Origin of the sequence: Mesorhizobium amorphae (assembly GCF_014843845.1) — a bacterium.
In the GTDB taxonomy this organism is placed as follows: domain Bacteria; phylum Pseudomonadota; class Alphaproteobacteria; order Rhizobiales; family Rhizobiaceae; genus Mesorhizobium; species Mesorhizobium amorphae_A.
Map to the genome: position 1 here is coordinate 22,134 of NZ_JHQS01000055.1, position 15,233 is coordinate 37,366.

Annotated in this window: 17 protein-coding genes; 9 read left to right on the forward strand and 8 right to left on the reverse strand. The window is 64.3% G+C overall.

What is annotated here, in order from left to right:
* Nucleotides 1-147: 147 nt before the first annotated feature.
* The 7 genes from DH08_RS21995 to DH08_RS22025 form a co-directional block, all read right to left on the reverse strand.
* On the reverse strand, nt 148-1,110 hold the full coding sequence (locus tag DH08_RS21995; RefSeq protein ID WP_192181291.1) for a small ribosomal subunit Rsm22 family protein: 963 nt from the start codon (nt 1,108-1,110) through the stop codon (nt 148-150).
* 3 nt (nt 1,111-1,113) lie between these two features.
* Complete coding sequence (locus DH08_RS22000) at nt 1,114-1,437, reverse strand: YnfA family protein (protein ID WP_192181292.1); 324 nt, start codon at nt 1,435-1,437, stop codon at nt 1,114-1,116.
* Between the two features lie 79 nt (nt 1,438-1,516).
* The gene (locus tag DH08_RS22005; RefSeq protein WP_192181293.1) at nt 1,517-2,800 is read right to left on the reverse strand and encodes a cyclopropane fatty acid synthase; all 1,284 of its coding nucleotides are present in this window, start codon (nt 2,798-2,800) and stop codon (nt 1,517-1,519) included.
* A gap of 273 nt (nt 2,801-3,073) precedes the next feature.
* The gene (rplI, locus tag DH08_RS22010) at nt 3,074-3,658 is read right to left on the reverse strand and encodes a 50S ribosomal protein L9 (RefSeq protein WP_192181294.1); all 585 of its coding nucleotides are present in this window, start codon (nt 3,656-3,658) and stop codon (nt 3,074-3,076) included.
* 213 nt (nt 3,659-3,871) lie between these two features.
* Nucleotides 3,872-4,120, reverse strand: coding sequence for a 30S ribosomal protein S18 (rpsR, locus tag DH08_RS22015; RefSeq protein ID WP_006203718.1), 249 nt, complete (start codon nt 4,118-4,120; stop codon nt 3,872-3,874).
* Nucleotides 4,120-4,620 (reverse strand): 30S ribosomal protein S6, encoded by a 501-nt coding sequence (gene rpsF / locus DH08_RS22020; protein ID WP_192181295.1) that lies wholly within the window; start codon nt 4,618-4,620, stop codon nt 4,120-4,122. Before rpsF ends, rpsR begins: the two co-directional genes overlap by 1 nt.
* Nucleotides 4,621-4,936: 316 nt before the next feature.
* Nucleotides 4,937-6,862, reverse strand: a complete 1,926-nt coding sequence (locus DH08_RS22025; protein WP_192181296.1) for a sulfatase-like hydrolase/transferase — start codon at nt 6,860-6,862, stop codon at nt 4,937-4,939.
* A gap of 279 nt (nt 6,863-7,141) precedes the next feature.
* Here DH08_RS22025 and fabD point away from each other — a divergent pair, with 279 nt between their 5' ends.
* The 9 genes from fabD (at nt 7,142) to gmk (ending at nt 14,183) form a co-directional block, all read left to right on the forward strand.
* Nucleotides 7,142-8,080 (forward strand): ACP S-malonyltransferase, encoded by a 939-nt coding sequence (fabD, locus tag DH08_RS22030; RefSeq protein ID WP_192181297.1) that lies wholly within the window; start codon nt 7,142-7,144, stop codon nt 8,078-8,080.
* A 58-nt stretch (nt 8,081-8,138) separates the two neighbouring features.
* On the forward strand, nt 8,139-8,360 hold the full coding sequence (gene relB, locus DH08_RS22035; protein ID WP_192181298.1) for a type II toxin-antitoxin system RelB family antitoxin: 222 nt from the start codon (nt 8,139-8,141) through the stop codon (nt 8,358-8,360).
* Nucleotides 8,344-8,610: a type II toxin-antitoxin system mRNA interferase toxin, RelE/StbE family gene (locus DH08_RS22040; RefSeq protein WP_192181299.1), complete on the forward strand. Its 267-nt coding sequence runs from the start codon at nt 8,344-8,346 to the stop codon at nt 8,608-8,610. The genes relB and DH08_RS22040 overlap by 17 nt, the downstream gene beginning before the upstream one ends.
* A 40-nt stretch (nt 8,611-8,650) precedes the next feature.
* The gene (fabG, locus tag DH08_RS22045; protein WP_192181300.1) at nt 8,651-9,388 is read left to right on the forward strand and encodes a 3-oxoacyl-[acyl-carrier-protein] reductase; all 738 of its coding nucleotides are present in this window, start codon (nt 8,651-8,653) and stop codon (nt 9,386-9,388) included.
* Between the two features lie 202 nt (nt 9,389-9,590).
* Nucleotides 9,591-9,827, forward strand: a complete 237-nt coding sequence (locus DH08_RS22050) for an acyl carrier protein (protein ID WP_006203723.1) — start codon at nt 9,591-9,593, stop codon at nt 9,825-9,827.
* A gap of 34 nt (nt 9,828-9,861) precedes the next feature.
* Nucleotides 9,862-11,124 (forward strand): beta-ketoacyl-ACP synthase II, encoded by a 1,263-nt coding sequence (gene fabF, locus DH08_RS22055; RefSeq protein ID WP_192181301.1) that lies wholly within the window; start codon nt 9,862-9,864, stop codon nt 11,122-11,124.
* Nucleotides 11,125-11,226: 102 nt separating this feature from the next.
* Entirely contained in the window at nt 11,227-12,456 is a 1,230-nt protein-coding gene (gene mltG, locus DH08_RS22060) for an endolytic transglycosylase MltG (protein ID WP_192181302.1), read from the forward strand.
* Between the two features lie 174 nt (nt 12,457-12,630).
* Complete coding sequence (locus DH08_RS22065; protein ID WP_192181303.1) at nt 12,631-13,521, forward strand: YicC/YloC family endoribonuclease; 891 nt, start codon at nt 12,631-12,633, stop codon at nt 13,519-13,521.
* A gap of 5 nt (nt 13,522-13,526) precedes the next feature.
* On the forward strand, nt 13,527-14,183 hold the full coding sequence (gmk, locus tag DH08_RS22070; RefSeq protein WP_192181304.1) for a guanylate kinase: 657 nt from the start codon (nt 13,527-13,529) through the stop codon (nt 14,181-14,183).
* A 209-nt stretch (nt 14,184-14,392) separates the two neighbouring features.
* Here gmk and rsmA read toward each other — a convergent pair whose 3' ends face one another.
* Nucleotides 14,393-15,229, reverse strand: a complete 837-nt coding sequence (gene rsmA / locus DH08_RS22075) for a 16S rRNA (adenine(1518)-N(6)/adenine(1519)-N(6))-dimethyltransferase RsmA (RefSeq protein WP_192181305.1) — start codon at nt 15,227-15,229, stop codon at nt 14,393-14,395.
* Nucleotides 15,230-15,233: the final 4 nt, after the last annotated feature.

A 15,233-nucleotide genomic window follows, 5' to 3' on the forward strand; every position in this document is an offset into this window, starting at 1 on the left:
CAACCAGCTTTGATGCCCACTGTTCACAGGCGAGGCACATCCTCCACAGGACAGAATTCCCGTGCTCCGATTCCGGTTGACTCGGCAAGGTGTTGATTCTGTCTATGATAGAACAAATAAGGAACAAAAGCAAGTTGCATGCAACCGCTAGACGGCATCGCCCCAGTCCAGCCGCCGCGCCACCTTGAACGCATCGCCGTCGCGCTTGGTGAAGAGTTTTTCGCCGGCGCTGCCGTCCAGCTCGCAAAGCTTGAGCACAACCTTGCCGGAGCCGGGTTTGGGCGGCGCGATCACCCGCGCGGCGCGCAAAGGCGCTGGATGCCGCGAGGCAGCGACGTAAATAAATTTCTCGTCTTCCCAGGGCACGTCGGCGTCCTTGGCCAACCGGTGCAGGCGCGAGCGGGCGACGCGGCGGGAAAAATGGCACCAGTCGGGCTGGGCGAGCGGGCAGGGCACTTCATGCGGGCATGGCGCCAGGATATGCGCGCCGGCTTCGATCAATTGCCGCCGCACGGCAAGGATGCGTTGCCAGCCGGCCGGCGTTCCCGGCTCGACGATCAGCAGCGTGTCGGCGGTCAATTGCCAGAGCCGGTCGACCAGCTTCGGCAACGATGCCGGCGTGATCTCGTCCAGCACATAGGCGCAGCTGACCAGGTCGGCCGCTTTGAGGTCGGCAAGGTCGATGGTGGCGTCGCCGGCAATCCACGATGTCTTGGCCGTGATCGCGTCGGCGGCGAGCGTCTCGCCGATCTTGCGCACCGCAGCGCTCGCTTCGAGCAGCACCGCCGCTTCGAGATCGGGCCAGAGGTCGCTGGTGGCCCAAAGCACCGTGCCAGGGCCGGCGCCGACATCGAGCATGGTCTTTGGCGCAAAATCAGGCTGGGCGTCCGCCAGTGCATCGAGGCTGGCGCGCACAGCCGCGTAGGTCGCCGGCAGCCGCGTCGCCAGATACGCCCTGACAGCCATCTCCTCGGCCATATGCAGGCGACCGTCACGCAGTTCGGCGCGATAGCGGTCGGACAGCGTCCTTGCCGCCTGCTTTAAGGCGGGCAGCGGCAACTTGTCGAGCAGGCGCTCGACGCCCTGTCTGAGGGGAGCAGGCAGTTCCACGGCTCAGGCTCCCCGGGGCGCGAGCAGGATGACCGAGGCGCCGACGATGCAGAGTGCCGCCCCTCCAAGATCCCAGCGGTCGGGACGCACACCTTCCACCAGCCACAGCCAGCCGAGCGATGCCGCGATGTAGATGCCGCCATAAGCGGCATAGGCACGGCCCGCGGCATTGGTGTCGACGAGCGCCAGCAGGAAACCGAACAGCGCCAGCGAGACGAGGCCGGGCGCCAGCCACAACGGTGACCTCTCCAGCCGCCACCAGGCCCAGAACGAGAAGCAGCCGGCGATCTCGGCAAGCGCGGCTGCGATGTAGATGAGGTAGGTCATGAAAGGTCTCGCGATAACGAGACCTTTTTCATGCTTGGGCAGGTAATGGCAAGACCAATGGCCGCGGGCCGGCGCCCTTCTACTCCGCAACCTTGCGGCGGCGGGCCGGTTTGGCGACGGGCGCCTGTCGGCGATGGCCCATGTCGCGCATTTCAAGCGCCTTCTCGCATTTGCCGATGTAGTCGCGCGTCATCGGCAGCGTGTCGTTCTTCTTGGCGAGCTGGATCTGGAAGATCACCAGGTCCTGCCAGCGGAAGGCCGCTTCCGAGGCGGCCAGATAGAACTCCCACATGCGGCAGAAGCGCTCGTCATAGATCGCCTTGGCCTTGTCGCGGTTGGCGGCGAAGCGCTCGCCCCAATGCTTCAGCGTGTCGGCATAGTGCAGCCTGAGCATCTCGACGTCGGTGACGACGAGGCCGGACTTCTCGATCGCCGGCATCACCTCGGACAATGCAGGGATGTAGCCGCCCGGGAAGATGTATTTGCGGACGAAGGCGCTGGTCGCCCACGGCACGCCGGAGCGGCCGATCGTGTGCAAGAGCATGACGCCGTCCGGCTTCAGAAGCGTCGCCGATTTTTCGAAGAAGGTGCGGTAATGGTTGACGCCGACATGCTCGAACATGCCGACCGAGACGATGCGGTCGAAGCGCTCGTTGAGTTCGCGATAGTCCTTGAGGTCGAAATGCACCCGGTCCTGAAGCCCTAGCGCATGGGCGCGGTCGGTGGCGACACCGTGCTGTTCGGTCGACAGGGTGACGCCTTGGACATCGACGTCGAAGTATTTCGCCAGATAGATGCCGAGCCCGCCCCAGCCGGAGCCGATGTCGAGCACGGTCTGGCCGGCTTTCAGCCTCAGCTTGGCGGCGATGTGACGTTTCTTGGCGGCCTGCGCTTCGTCGAGCGTCATGTCGGGTTGCTCGAAATAGGCGCAGGAATACTGCATGTCCTCATCGAGGAAGAGCCGGTAGAGGTCGCCCGACAGATCATAGTGGCGCTGCACGTTGCGGCGCGCGCGCGAGGCGGTGTTGATCTGCTGCAGGCGGCGGAAAGCATGGCGCAGGCCTTCGATCGCCTTCGACCAGGTGGCGTCGATGCCGCCGCTGCCCATGTTCTGGAAGGCGATGCGCATCACGCCTAGCACGCCGCCTTCGAGGATATCGAGCTCGCCATCCATGTAGGCTTCCGGCACCGCCAGCATCGGGTCGAAGGTGATGGCGCGTTCGGCGTGCTTGGTCTTGATGTGCATATGCACCGGCTCGCCGCTGCCGTCGCCGAAGATCACTGTCGAGCCCTTAGGCCCGGTCACCTTGAGATTGCCGGTGCGCACAAGACGGTCGAGAAGGCGCTTCAACAGGATATTCATGACCAAATGTTCCCTCACATCAGACATGCTGTGCTGGTGCATGACCCGAAAATCGCAACCGGCTTTCGCCGGGGATCATGCGCCAATCCAAGGTGCCACAGCGCCCTTTGCGCGTCATAGGACGCCCGGGGTTGTAGTCTGCCTCAATATATAGGGGTTCGAAAGTTCCATTTGGCACAAAAATGCCCGGGCGCGAGGCCCGGGCATTGGTCCACAAAGGCTAAATGCCGACAAAGTGATCAGAGCGCTGCTCTGACACTCCGCCGGGCGTGATCAGGCGTTCTCTTCGCCGCCTTCGAACTCGGCGTTCGGGTCGAAGAAGTTCTCCGGCCGCGCATTGTCGTTGATGTCTTCGCCATAGATGGCTTCGGCGGTGGTCAGCGTCTCGCCCTTGGCCTGACGCTCGGCTTCGTCGGCCGTGCGGGCGATGTTGAGCGTGATGGTGACCTCGACTTCCGGATGCAGCGCGATCGCCACATTGGTGACCCCGATGGTCTTGATCGGCTGGTTGAGCTGGATCTGGTTGCGGTTGACCGAGAAGCCCTCGGCCGTCAGCAGCTCGGCGATGTCGCGGGTCGACACCGAACCGTAGAGCTGGCCGGTCTCGCCGGCCGAACGCACGGCGATGAAGCTCTTGCCGTCGAGCTTCTCGGCAACCTGCGCGGCTTCCGACTTGCGCTCGAGGTTACGGGCTTCGAGCTGGGCGCGCTGGCCCTCGAACTTCTTCTTGTTGGCTTCGTTGGCGCGCAGCGCCTTGCCCTGCGGCAGCAGGAAATTGCGGGCAAAGCCGTCCTTGACCTTGACGGTATCGCCCATCTGGCCGAGGCGGGAAACGCGTTCGAGAAGAATGACTTCCATGGTTTTGTTCCTTCATCTGGGCGCCAGCTTCTGGAAGGCGCCGGATTGTCTGGAACAGGTCAGGAAGCAAAAGGGGCGTTGCCGCCGGTGTCGCTGTCCTGCCTGTCGCGGCAGTTAGAGGCTTTTCACCTCAACTCGGGATTTGACGTTCAACCCTGCGGCGCCCGTCGCCGTGGGAGAAGAGCGGGCGGCGAACCGCCCGCATCAGAGAGATTAGCGAACCACGTAGGGCAGCAGGCCGAGGAAGCGGGCGCGCTTGATCGCCTTGGCGAGCTCGCGCTGCTTCTTCTGGCTGACGGCGGTGATGCGCGACGGCACGATCTTGCCGCGCTCGGAAATGTAGCGCTGCAAGAGGCGCACGTCCTTGTAGTCGATCTTGGGCGCGTTGGCGCCGGAGAACGGGCAGGTCTTGCGGCGGCGATGGAACGGGCGCCGGGTCGGGATCTGATTGATGTCGACCATTATTCTGCACCCCCTTCAAAGCCTTCGCGCGGACGGCGCGGACCACGATCGCCACCGGCGTCGCCGAACGAGCGCGGCGGACGATCGCCACGGTCGCCGCGATCGCGGTCGCCGAACGAACGCGGGCCACGATCGCCACGGTCACGGTCGCCGAAGCCGCCGCGTTCCGAGCGCTCTTCGCGCTTCTGCATCATGGCCGACGGGCCTTCCTCATGCGCCTCGACCTTGACGGTCAGGAAGCGCAGCACGTCCTCGGAAAGGCCCATCTGGCGCTCCATCTCGTTGAGCGCTGCCGGCGGGCAGTTGAGGTCCATAAGCGTGTAGTATGCCTTCCGGTTCTTGTTGACCCGGTAGGTGAGGGACTTCAGTCCCCAGTTCTCGACCCGGCCGACGGACCCGCCATTGGCGGAGATGACGCCCTTGTACTGCTCGACAAGCGCATCGACCTGCTGCTGCGAGAGGTCCTGCCGGGCAAGGAACACATGTTCGTAGAGAGCCATAGTGTATCAGTGCCTTTCTTCGTTTCTCTCCCGGTTCTCGCGGCAAAAGCCTCTGCAACTTCTCTGACCGCTGATTCCCAGTAAAAGGGGGGCGGGAAGAAAGGAGCATTTCGAGACGGTCGAGAGCGGAGACACGGGAGGCGGAAGCGCTTCTGGCTTCACACACCGCTTTTCGAGAAAAGCAACGGCCCTCCGTTCAGCCCCCAGCAAGGACCGGCAGATTGCGGGCGTCTATACAGCAATCCGGCTGGAAGGCAAGGGCAAGCGGTGTTGCAGACAGCGTCCTTGGCGTCGCAGGGCCGAAGAACTCCAGACTTCAGCTCGTGTGGGCGACGAGCCTGTTGATCGTTTCCGGGAAGAAGTCGGGCGCCGCGCGGCGCTTGCCGAACATCATGTCGTATTGCAGCAGGCGGAAATCGTTGATCGCCGGGTCGATCTTCTTCTGCCGCGCCCAGTCGGGCGTCGCCTCGCCGGCCGGCGTCAAGAGAAGGTTGCGGTCGACGACGCGGTAGCGCTCGCGCAGCACGCCGAGGAAGCCGGTGTAATAGGGATGCGTGATGCCGGCCGTGGTCAATATGTGGTAGGGCAGGAAGGCCGGGCTGACCGCGCCCATGTCCTCGGCCGGACCGGTGCGGTTCGACCAGATGATCAGCGGCGTCTGGTGATGCTCCAGCATCTGGTCGGCCGGTTCCTTGCGCGGCGCGACATTGTCTTTCATGAATCCGGTCTCGACATAGACCGGTCCGAGCGGCGGCAGATGGTCGCCGAAAAAGGCGACCACCGTCGGCCGCTCGCGTTTCCTGGCCCATTCGATCAGGCGCTCTAGGCCGCGGTCCGCATCGGCGGAGCCTTCGGTGTAGCTGAGCAGCGATTCCCGCGCCCATGTGCTGATTGGCGCCTGCACCTTGTGGGTCGGATTGTAATAACGATAAGGCTCGTAGGGACCGTGGTTCTGCAGGCTGACGGCGAAGAAGAAGACCGGGTCTTCGCTGGCGTCGGCCTCGCGGATGATCTCGTCGGTCATTGCCGCATCGGAGGCCAGCGGTCCGCGCTTCTGCATCGGCGGCAGCGTCTCTTCCGAGCGGAAGTCGTTGAAGCCGAAATCGGCATAGACCGCCCCGCGGTTCCAGAACCAGTTGGTGCCCGGGTGAATGGCGCGCGCCCTGTAGCCCTCGCTCTTCAGGAAGGTGGCCAGCGAGGGCGTCGGCGAGCGCACATATTGCTGGTAGGGGATGGAGCCGGCCGGCAGGAAGGCATTGGAAAAGCCGGTCAGCGCCTCGAACTCGATATTGGCCGTCATGCCGCCGAACTCAGGCGAGAACATGTAGCCCGAGCGCAGTGCCCGCACGTTGGGGATCGGATCCGGCGTGATGGTGACGCCGGGCAGCTTGGTCGGATCCCAGAAGGATTCGCTCATCACGATGATGATGTCGGGTTTGTCGGCCGGCACCGATGCCGTCACCCCCGGCCTGTCGATCGCCGCGATCGCCTTGTCGGAATAGCCAGCCGGCGCCGAGACATGCGCCATCGGCACATTGAGCGCGAAGGCCAGCGCGAAGCCGTTGGAGGCGTAGTTTTCCTTCTGGTCCCACATGATCGGGATGATCTGCAGCCGGTCGCGCGTCCATGAGAAGGTGGCGTAGTCCATGATCGAGACGAAGAAGGCGAGCAGCGGCACGGTCAGCGTCAGCCTGGCAAGGCGTCCCTTGCGGCTGAGGATCGGCACCCGGCGCCGCCACTGCCGCCAGCCATAGACGAGCAGCGACAGGCCGCCGACGATGCCGATCGCGATGGCCATGGCGGTCATCGGCCGCTCGCGCACCAAAAGCGGCATCAGCGACATGATCTGCCTGGAATACAGGAAATCGGTCGGATAGAGCGGGTCGCCGAGATAATGCGACTTCTGGTGGCCGACAAAGGCCAGCGCCAGCGTCAGCGGCGCCACGATCATCAGGCTCTGGTGGCTGCGGCCGAGCACGGCGTCGAGACCAACCAGCACCAGCGCGAACACGATGATGGTGGTCCAGCCCGGTTTGAAGGGTTGCAGGAAGAAGCCTACGGTGCCGTAAAAGTCGCCGCGCACGATCCATTCGATGGCAAAAACCAGTATGGCGGAGGCGAGCAGGCTGATCAGGCCATAGCGGACGACCGGCCACTTCCGCCCCGGCAAATAGCCGGTGGACGGATCGCCTTCCAGAAACTGCGGCGCGTGTTTGGCCACGCCCTTTCCGATCCTTGCCACTTCACTTCCCCCGGCCCACGCAACGCGTCTTTCCCACTCGCGTCACTGATCTGTCATAGAACTGTCATCCAAAAGCTAGCGGCTGTGGCGAAAATAAGAAGAGCCAGCAAACGATTCGTGAGCGGTTTTCATCAGGTGTGATCGCCAAAAAGGCTTTCGGATCAGGGACTCGTCCGGTTTTTCCGGGCGCAACGAAGGCTGAAACGCTGCCCGCGGGCTTGACTTGGCCGTCCGCCTTGCGTCACAGGCAGGGAAAAACCAGCCTCTGGAGAAGCCCAAATGGCCGTCGCATTCACCTTTCCGGGACAGGGCAGCCAGGCTGTCGGCATGGGCAAGGATCTGGCGGATGCCTTTCCCGAGGCGCGCAAGGTCTTCGAGGAAGTCGACGACGCGCTCGGCGAAAAGCTGTCGAAACTGATCTGGGAAGGACCGGAGGAGACGCTGACGCTGACCGCCAACGCCCAGCCGGCGCTGATGGCGGTGTCGCTGGCCGCAATCCGGGCGTTGGAGGCGCGCGGCTTTTCGCTGAAGGACAAGGTGTCTTACGTCGCCGGCCATTCACTGGGCGAATATTCGGCCCTTGCCGCCGCCGGCTTCGTTTCGGTCGCCGATGCGGCGCGCCTGCTGCGCGTGCGCGGCAATGCCATGCAGGCGGCGGTGCCGGCCGGCGAGGGCGCCATGGCGGCCATTATCGGGCTGGAGCAGGCCGATGTCGAAGCCGCCTGCGCTGAAGCCGCTCAAAGCTCGGTGTGCCAGATCGCCAACGACAATGGCGGCGGCCAGCTGGTGATTTCGGGCGCCAGGGCCGCGGTCGAGCTGGCGGCAAAACTCTGCACCGAAAAGGGCGCCAAGCGGGCGCTGATGCTGCAGGTCTCCGCGCCCTTTCATTCGGCGCTGATGAAGCCGGCGGCCGAAATCATGCGCGAGGCGCTGGCCGGCGTCAGGAAGAACGCGCCGCTGGTGCCTGTCGTCTCCAACGTCTCGGTCACGCTGACCAGCGATCCGGACGAGATCGCCCGCCGCCTGGTCGACCAGGTGACCGGCCGCGTGCGCTGGCGCGAAACGGTGGAGTGGTTTGGCGCCAATGGGGTCACGACGCTCTACGAAGTCGGCGCCGGCAAGGTGCTGTCGGGTCTGGCGCGACGCATCAACCGCGATGTCGCGACCGCCGCCGTTGGCACGGCGGCCGACGTCGAGGCGGCGCTGGCGGCGTTGTGAACTTGAATTCCTAGTCCCGTTGCAGTACATGAATACATGTATTCACAGGAGTTCGGAAATGCCAACCTCAATCCGCCTTGCTCCCGAAATCGAAGAGCGTCTGGATTTTCTTGCGACCAAGACCGGTCGCAGCAAGGCTTATTATCTGCGTGAGCTTATCGAACGCGGTCTTGAGGACGTAGAGGACTACTACCTCGCAGCCGAAGTTCTGGAGCGTATCAGAAGCGGCGAGGAAGAGGTCGTGAAAGCCGAGGACTTCTGGCGTGGCCTGGACGCTTGAATACGCCCGTTCGGCGCGCAAATTCATCGAAAAACTGGATCCGCAAACACGTCACCGCGTCCGCGACTTCATTGAGAACCGTATTGCCGTCCTCGACAATCCGCGTGAGGCTGGCAAGCCGCTGAAGGGGCCGCTTGCCACCTTTTGGAGGTATCGGGTTGGAGACTATCGGATTATCTGCGATGTGCAGGACGATCGGCTCGTCATTCTGGTAGTGACCATAGGCCGCCGCGGCGACGTCTACAGATAGCCAAACTCGACGGCTGTCCGACTAGAGAGAAGGAAAAGACATGTTCGAACTGACCGGCCGCAAGGCGCTTGTCACCGGCGCAACCGGAGGCATCGGCGAGGCGATCGCTAGAGTGCTGCATGCGCAGGGCGCCATCGTCGGTCTGCACGGCACCCGCGTCGAAAAACTGGAGGCGCTGGCCACCGAGCTCGGCGACCGGGTCAAACTGTTTCCGGCCAACCTGTCCGACCGTGACGAGGTCAAGGCGCTCGGCCAGAAGGCGGAGGCCGATCTTGAAGGCGTCGACATCCTCGTCAACAATGCCGGCATTACCAAGGACGGCCTGTTCGTGCGCATGTCGGATGCCGACTGGGATGCGGTACTGGAGGTCAACCTGACAGCCGTGTTCCGGCTGACGCGCGAACTCACCCATCCGATGATGCGCCGCCGGCATGGCCGCATCATCAACATCACCTCGGTGGTCGGGGTGACGGGCAATCCCGGCCAGACCAACTACTGCGCCTCCAAGGCCGGCATGATCGGCTTTTCCAAGTCGCTGGCGCAGGAGATCGCCACCCGCAACATCACCGTCAACTGCGTCGCCCCGGGCTTCATCGAATCGGCCATGACCGACAAGCTCAACGACAAGCAGAAGGAGACGATCATGGCGGCGATCCCGACCCGGCGCATGGGCACCAGCGCCGAGGTCGCCTCGGCCGTCGCCTATCTCGCCTCCAATGAAGCGGCCTATGTGACCGGCCAGACCATTCATGTGAATGGCGGCATGGCCATGATCTGACGGACCAAGGTCCGGCGGGTTGTGAAAAGGCCCATTTCGGCTTGGACCTCGGCCATTTTTCGTGTAATGCGGCCCGCAACCCGGCGGTTCGGGCAAAAACCGGTCCTGTTTGTTGTGTTTCCGGCAGGACCATCTTTCAGCTTGATTAGCGGCATTCCGCCCGCTAACGAAGACAGACAACCAAAAGACGAGGATGCCCCAAATGAGTGACACCGCAGAGCGCGTCAAGAAGATCGTCATCGAGCATCTTGGCGTCGACGCCGACAAGGTGACGGAGCAGGCGAGCTTCATCGACGATCTGGGCGCTGACAGCCTCGACACGGTCGAACTCGTCATGGCCTTCGAAGAAGAATTCGGCGTCGAGATCCCGGACGATGCGGCCGAGACCATCCTGACCGTCGGCGATGCCGTGAAGTACATCGACAAGGCTTCGGCCTGAGGCTTTTCGCAGGCATTACCGGGGAGGACCTGCGATGAGGCGTGTCGTCGTCACGGGCCTTGGCCTGGTTTCGCCGTTCGGCATGGGCTTCGAGCATGGCTGGAAGGAACTGCTGACCGGCCGCAGCGCCGCCAAGCGCGTCACCGAATTCGAAGTGGAGGATCTTGCCTGCAAGATCGCCCACGTCATTCCGCGCGGTGACGGCTCCGACGGCTCGCTCAATCCCGAAGCCGTGCTCGAGCCGAAGGAACTGCGCAAGATCGGCGACTTCATCCTGTACGGGATTGCGGCCGCCGACGAGGCGCTGAAGGATTCCGGCTGGGAGGCCCAGACCGAGCAGGAGCGCTGCGCCACGGGCGTCATGATCGGCTCCGGCATCGGCGGCCTCGAGGGCATCGCCGAGAACGCGCTGATCCTGCACGAGCGCGGACCGCGCCGCATCAGCCCGTTCTTCATTCCGGGAAACATCATCAACCTGGTGTCCGGCCAGGTGTCGATCCGGCACGGGCTGAAAGGCCCGAACCACGCCGTCGTCACCGCTTGCTCGACCGGCGCGCATGCCATCGGCGATGCCGCCCGGCTGATCATCTTCGGCGATGCCGACGTGATGCTGGCCGGTGGCGCCGAATCGCCGGTGACCCGGCTTTCGCTTGCCGGCTTCGCCGCCTGCCGGGCGCTGTCGACCGAGCGCAACGACACACCGGAAAAAGCCTCCCGTCCCTATGACCGCGACCGCGACGGCTTCGTCATGGGCGAGGGTGCCGGCGTCGTCGTGCTCGAGGAACTCGAACACGCCAAGGCGCGCGGCGCGAAAATCTATGCCGAGGTCACCGGCTATGGCCTGACCGGCGACGCCTACCACATCACCGCGCCCGCCGAAGACGGCGACGGCGCCTTCCGCTGCATGACGGCGGCGCTGAACCGGGCGAAGCTGTCGCCCGCCGACGTCGACTACATCAACGCGCACGGCACCTCGACCATGGCCGACACGATCGAGCTCGGCGCCGTCGAGCGGCTGGTCGGCAACGCGGCGTCGAAGATCTCGATGTCGTCGACCAAATCGTCGATCGGCCATCTGCTGGGCGCGGCGGGTGCGGCCGAGGCGATCTTTTCGATCCTCGCCATTAGGGACAACATCGCGCCGGCGACCATCAATCTCGACAACCCGGAACGCGAGACGGCGATCGACTTGGTGCCGAACACGCCGCGTTCCAGACAGATCGACGTGGCGCTGTCCAATTCCTTCGGTTTTGGCGGCACCAACGCCTCGCTCGTCTTCCAACGCTACAATGGCTGAACGGCCGGCAGGCAGGCGTCCTCGCACCCTGTCGTCATTTTTGCCATATTCGCCCCTACTCTGCCCCAGGGGATTCGTCGCAATGACAGATGGTAGGGCGCTATGAACACAAATCCGGGCGGCGGAGAATTCGGACAGCAGCAGGCCGCATCCAGTCCGATCGTGCCGAAGACGGCCGCCGAGGCCTTGCGGCCCGAGGCCGGCACGCCGCCGCCAAGGCGCTCGCGCGCCTCGCGCAGCCAGGTCGTCGTGTTCATGAACTTCGTCATCTCGATGGTGATGCTGATGATTCTGGCCGCTGGCGCCGCGCTCTATTTCGGCAAGCAGGCCTTCAACGAGCCCGGCCCGTCTGCCGCCGGCGACACCTTCCTGGTCAAGCCGAACACGCCTGTCCAGGACATTGCTGAACAGCTCGAGCGGCGCGAGCTGATCAGCGACGCCCGCATCTTCCGCCTCGGCGTGCGCGCCTATGGCAATGATTCGGTGCTCAAGCCCGGCGAGTACGAGATCAAGCCGCGGGCTTCGATGCGCGACATCATGGAGCTTTTGAAGAGCGGCAAGTCGGTGATGTATTCGCTGACCATCCCGGAGGGGCTGACGGTCGAGCAGGCACTGCAGCGCGTTGCCCAAGAAGATACGCTGAGCGGCGACATGCCCAAGACCGTTCCGCCCGAGGGCAGTCTTGCCACGGACACGTTGCGCTTTACCCGCGGCTACTCGCGCCAGCAGATTGTCGACAAGCTACTGGCTGACCAGAAGAAGCTGGTCGATGAGGTCTGGCAGCGGCGCGCCCCTGACCTGCCCTTGGCCAATATCGACGACTTCGTCACGCTTGCCTCGATCGTCGAAAAGGAGACGGGCAAGGGCGACGAGCGCTCGCGCGTGGCCGCCGTCTTCCTCAACCGGCTGGCCAAGGGCATGCGGCTGCAGTCCGATCCGACGATCATCTACGGCCTGTTCGGCGGCAAGGGCAAACCCGCCGACCGCCCGATCTATCAGTCGGACATCGACAAGCAGACACCCTACAACACCTATCTGATCAACGGCCTGCCGCCGACGCCGATCGCCAATCCGGGCCGTGCGGCACTCGAGGCGGTCGCCAACCCGTCCAAGACCGACGACCTCTATTTCGTCGCCGACGGCACCGGCGGCCACGTCTTTGCCTCGACGCTGGAAGAGCACAACCAGAACGTCGCCCGCTACCGGGCACTGCAGAAGAAGCAGGCCGACGACGCCGCCAAGGCCGGAGCCAAGGTGGAAGGCCAGACCGATGCCCCCGCCGATGCCGGCGATAGCGGCGACGCCGGTGGCGATGCGGGGGCCGCCCAGTAGCGCCGGGCGGTTTTGAAATCATCCCTTGCGGGTTTAACGCAAGCGATGCGCTGATTTTTGAAGAAAACGTACGGCGCCGGCTTGAAGGCATTGGACGTTTCGGCATTTTGTAGCCGCGCGTGGTTTGATCGGGAACGGGTTCCGGGATCACGCGCCAAGGGGCGTACGGGCATCATGAATTTGCAGAGCATGACCGGTTTTGCGCGCGCGGTCGCCGAACACCAGGGCACCTCGATCGCCTGGGAGGTCAAGTCGGTTAACGGCAAGAGCGTCGAGGTCAGGCTGCGGCTGCCGCAAGGCTTCGAGCGGCTGGAGCCGGCCGTCAGGCAGACGATGCAGAAGCGATTTTCGCGCGGCAACTTCCAGGCGACACTGACCGTCGGCCGGGCCGCCGGCGCGCAAACCCAGCCCGTGGTCAACGAGGCCTTCCTGAAGGATCTGGCGGGACTGGCCAAGCGGCTGCAGGAGCAGTTCGGCTTGGCCCCTGCGACGGCCGATGGGTTGCTGGCGCTACGTGGCGTGCTGGATATGCCGGAAACCATCGAGACCGAAGAGGCGCGGGCCGCGCTCGATGCGGCGATCCTGTCGGCGCTGGACGTGGCGCTCGCCGGGCTGGAGCAGGCGCGCCAGAGCGAGGGCGATGCGCTTCGTTCGCTGCTCAGCGGCCATATCGACGCCATCGAGGCGCTGACGCTGAGGGCCGAGGCCGATCCGTCGCGCGAGCCGGCGGCGATCCGCGAGCGCATTGCCGAGCAGGTCCGCCTGCTGATGGATGCCTCCGCCAATCTCGACGCCAGCCGGCTGCATCAGGAGGCGGCCTTCCTCGCCACCAAGGCTGACATCCGCGAAGAGATCGACCGGCTGAAGACGCATGTCGCATCGGGACGGGTGCTGCTCGCCAATGGCGGCGCCATCGGCCGCAAGCTCGATTTTCTGGCGCAGGAATTCAACCGCGAATCGAATACGCTGTGTTCCAAGTCGAACGCCGCCGCGGTGACCGCCATCGGGCTCGAACTGAAGGCGGTCGTCGATCAGTTTCGCGAACAGGTCCAGAATCTGGAGTAGCCCGAATGGTCGCCAGGGATTTGGGTTCCCGCATCCGCCGCCGCGGGCTGATGCTGGTTCTGTCGTCGCCGTCCGGCGCCGGCAAGTCGACGATCGCGCGCAATCTTCTGGAAAGCGATTCAAGCCTCGAACTGTCGGTCTCGGTCACCACCAGGCCGCGCCGTGGCAGCGAGATCGAGGGCGTCCACTATCATTTCCGCACCATGCGCGAGTTCGAACGGCTGCGCGATTCCGATGCGCTGCTCGAATGGGCCGAGGTGCACGGCAATTGCTACGCGACCCCGCGCGAGCCGGCGGAACTGGCGCTGGCGCAAGGGCGCGACATGCTGTTCGACATCGACTGGCAGGGCGCCCAGCAGCTCAAGGAGAAGATGCGCGTCGACATCGTCTCGATCTTCATCCTGCCGCCGTCGATGAAGGAGTTGAAGGCACGGCTGAAGCGCCGCGCCGAGGACCAGGAATCGGTGATCGAGACCAGGCTGAAGAACGCCCGCAACGAGATCGAGCACTGGAAGGAATATGATTTCGTCATCGTCAACGACGATCTTGATCGCGCCTTCGCCGAAGTGCGCGGCATCGTCATCGCCGAGCGGCTGAGGCGCGACCGCCGGCCCGGTCTCTTCGACTTCGTCTCGGGGCTGCTGGACGAGAAGACGGATTGAGGCGGTGGAGCGCCAATCTCCCCCCTTGTGGGGGAGATGCCCGGTAGGGCAGAGGGGGGCGCTGTCCCGCCGGCGTTCGAGTGAATTAGACTCCATCCTAAGCCGGCTGACGGCCGTTGGTTAGGTCGACCAGACAGAGGTAGTGATCCTTCGCGCCCCCCTCTGTCCTGCCGGACATCTCCCCCACGAGGGGGGAGATCGGCAGCTTCTCACACCGCGTTCGTCAGCCGCACGAATTCCTCGACGCTGAGCGTTTCGGCGCGCCGCGTCGGGTCGATGCCGGCGCGGGTGAGCAGGGCTTCGCCGCCAAGGCTTTTCACGCTCTGCCTGAGCATTTTTCGCCGCTGGCCGAAGGCGGCCTCGGTGAAGCGGCCGAGTTTCGTCACGTCAGCGGGCAAGGGGCTCGTGCGCGGCACCAGATGCACCACCGACGACGTCACCTTGGGCGGCGGCGTGAATGCCTGCGGCGGCACGTCGAAGGCGATCCTCGCCTCGGTGCGCCAGCCGGCCAGCACGCCGAGCCGGCCATAGGCGTCGCTGCCGGCACTGGCTACAATGCGCTCGGCCACCTCGCGCTGGAACATCAGCGTCATCGAAGCATAGAAGGGTGGCCATGCTGTCACCGTCAGCCAGCGGATCAACAGTTCGGTGCCGATATTGTAGGGCAGGTTGGCGATGATCTTCACCGGGCCGCCTTCCGAGGCGCCCTCGGCAAGGGCGGAAAAATCCGTTTTCAGCGCATCGCCCGGGATGATCTCGAGCCGGCCTGGATAGTGGTTCGAGACCTGTGCCAGCGCTTCGAGGCAGCGCTCGTCGCGTTCGATGGCGACGACCCGCCTGGCGCCGCTGAAAAGCAGCGCCCGCGTCAGCCCGCCTGGGCCGGGGCCGACCTCGATCACAGTGGTCTCGCTGAGGTCGCCGGCCGCGCGTGCGATCTTGCCGGTCAAATTGAGGTCGAGCAGGAAATTCTGGCCAAGCGCCTTCTTCGCCTGCAGCCCGTGGCGTTCGATCACCTCGCGCAGCGGCGGCAGCCCGTCGATGCTCATGCCG

What these genes read in the sequence shown, in the direction of transcription:
- DH08_RS22000 (WP_192181292.1), bottom strand. Translation starts at nt 1,437, where the DNA reads ATGACCTACCTCATCTACATCGCAGCCGCGCTTGCCGAGATCGCCGGC.
- DH08_RS22005 (WP_192181293.1), bottom strand. Translation starts at nt 2,800, where the DNA reads ATGAATATCCTGTTGAAGCGCCTTCTCGACCGTCTTGTGCGCACCGGC.
- rplI (WP_192181294.1), bottom strand. Translation starts at nt 3,658, where the DNA reads ATGGAAGTCATTCTTCTCGAACGCGTTTCCCGCCTCGGCCAGATGGGC.
- rpsR (WP_006203718.1), bottom strand. Translation starts at nt 4,120, where the DNA reads ATGGTCGACATCAATCAGATCCCGACCCGGCGCCCGTTCCATCGCCGC.
- rpsF (WP_192181295.1), bottom strand. Translation starts at nt 4,620, where the DNA reads ATGGCTCTCTACGAACATGTGTTCCTTGCCCGGCAGGACCTCTCGCAG.
- fabD (WP_192181297.1), top strand. Translation starts at nt 7,142, where the DNA reads ATGGCCGTCGCATTCACCTTTCCGGGACAGGGCAGCCAGGCTGTCGGC.
- relB (WP_192181298.1), top strand. Translation starts at nt 8,139, where the DNA reads ATGCCAACCTCAATCCGCCTTGCTCCCGAAATCGAAGAGCGTCTGGAT.
- fabG (WP_192181300.1), top strand. Translation starts at nt 8,651, where the DNA reads ATGTTCGAACTGACCGGCCGCAAGGCGCTTGTCACCGGCGCAACCGGA.
- DH08_RS22050 (WP_006203723.1), top strand. Translation starts at nt 9,591, where the DNA reads ATGAGTGACACCGCAGAGCGCGTCAAGAAGATCGTCATCGAGCATCTT.
- fabF (WP_192181301.1), top strand. Translation starts at nt 9,862, where the DNA reads ATGAGGCGTGTCGTCGTCACGGGCCTTGGCCTGGTTTCGCCGTTCGGC.
- mltG (WP_192181302.1), top strand. Translation starts at nt 11,227, where the DNA reads ATGAACACAAATCCGGGCGGCGGAGAATTCGGACAGCAGCAGGCCGCA.
- DH08_RS22065 (WP_192181303.1), top strand. Translation starts at nt 12,631, where the DNA reads ATGAATTTGCAGAGCATGACCGGTTTTGCGCGCGCGGTCGCCGAACAC.
- gmk (WP_192181304.1), top strand. Translation starts at nt 13,527, where the DNA reads ATGGTCGCCAGGGATTTGGGTTCCCGCATCCGCCGCCGCGGGCTGATG.
- rsmA (WP_192181305.1), bottom strand. Translation starts at nt 15,229, where the DNA reads ATGAGCATCGACGGGCTGCCGCCGCTGCGCGAGGTGATCGAACGCCAC.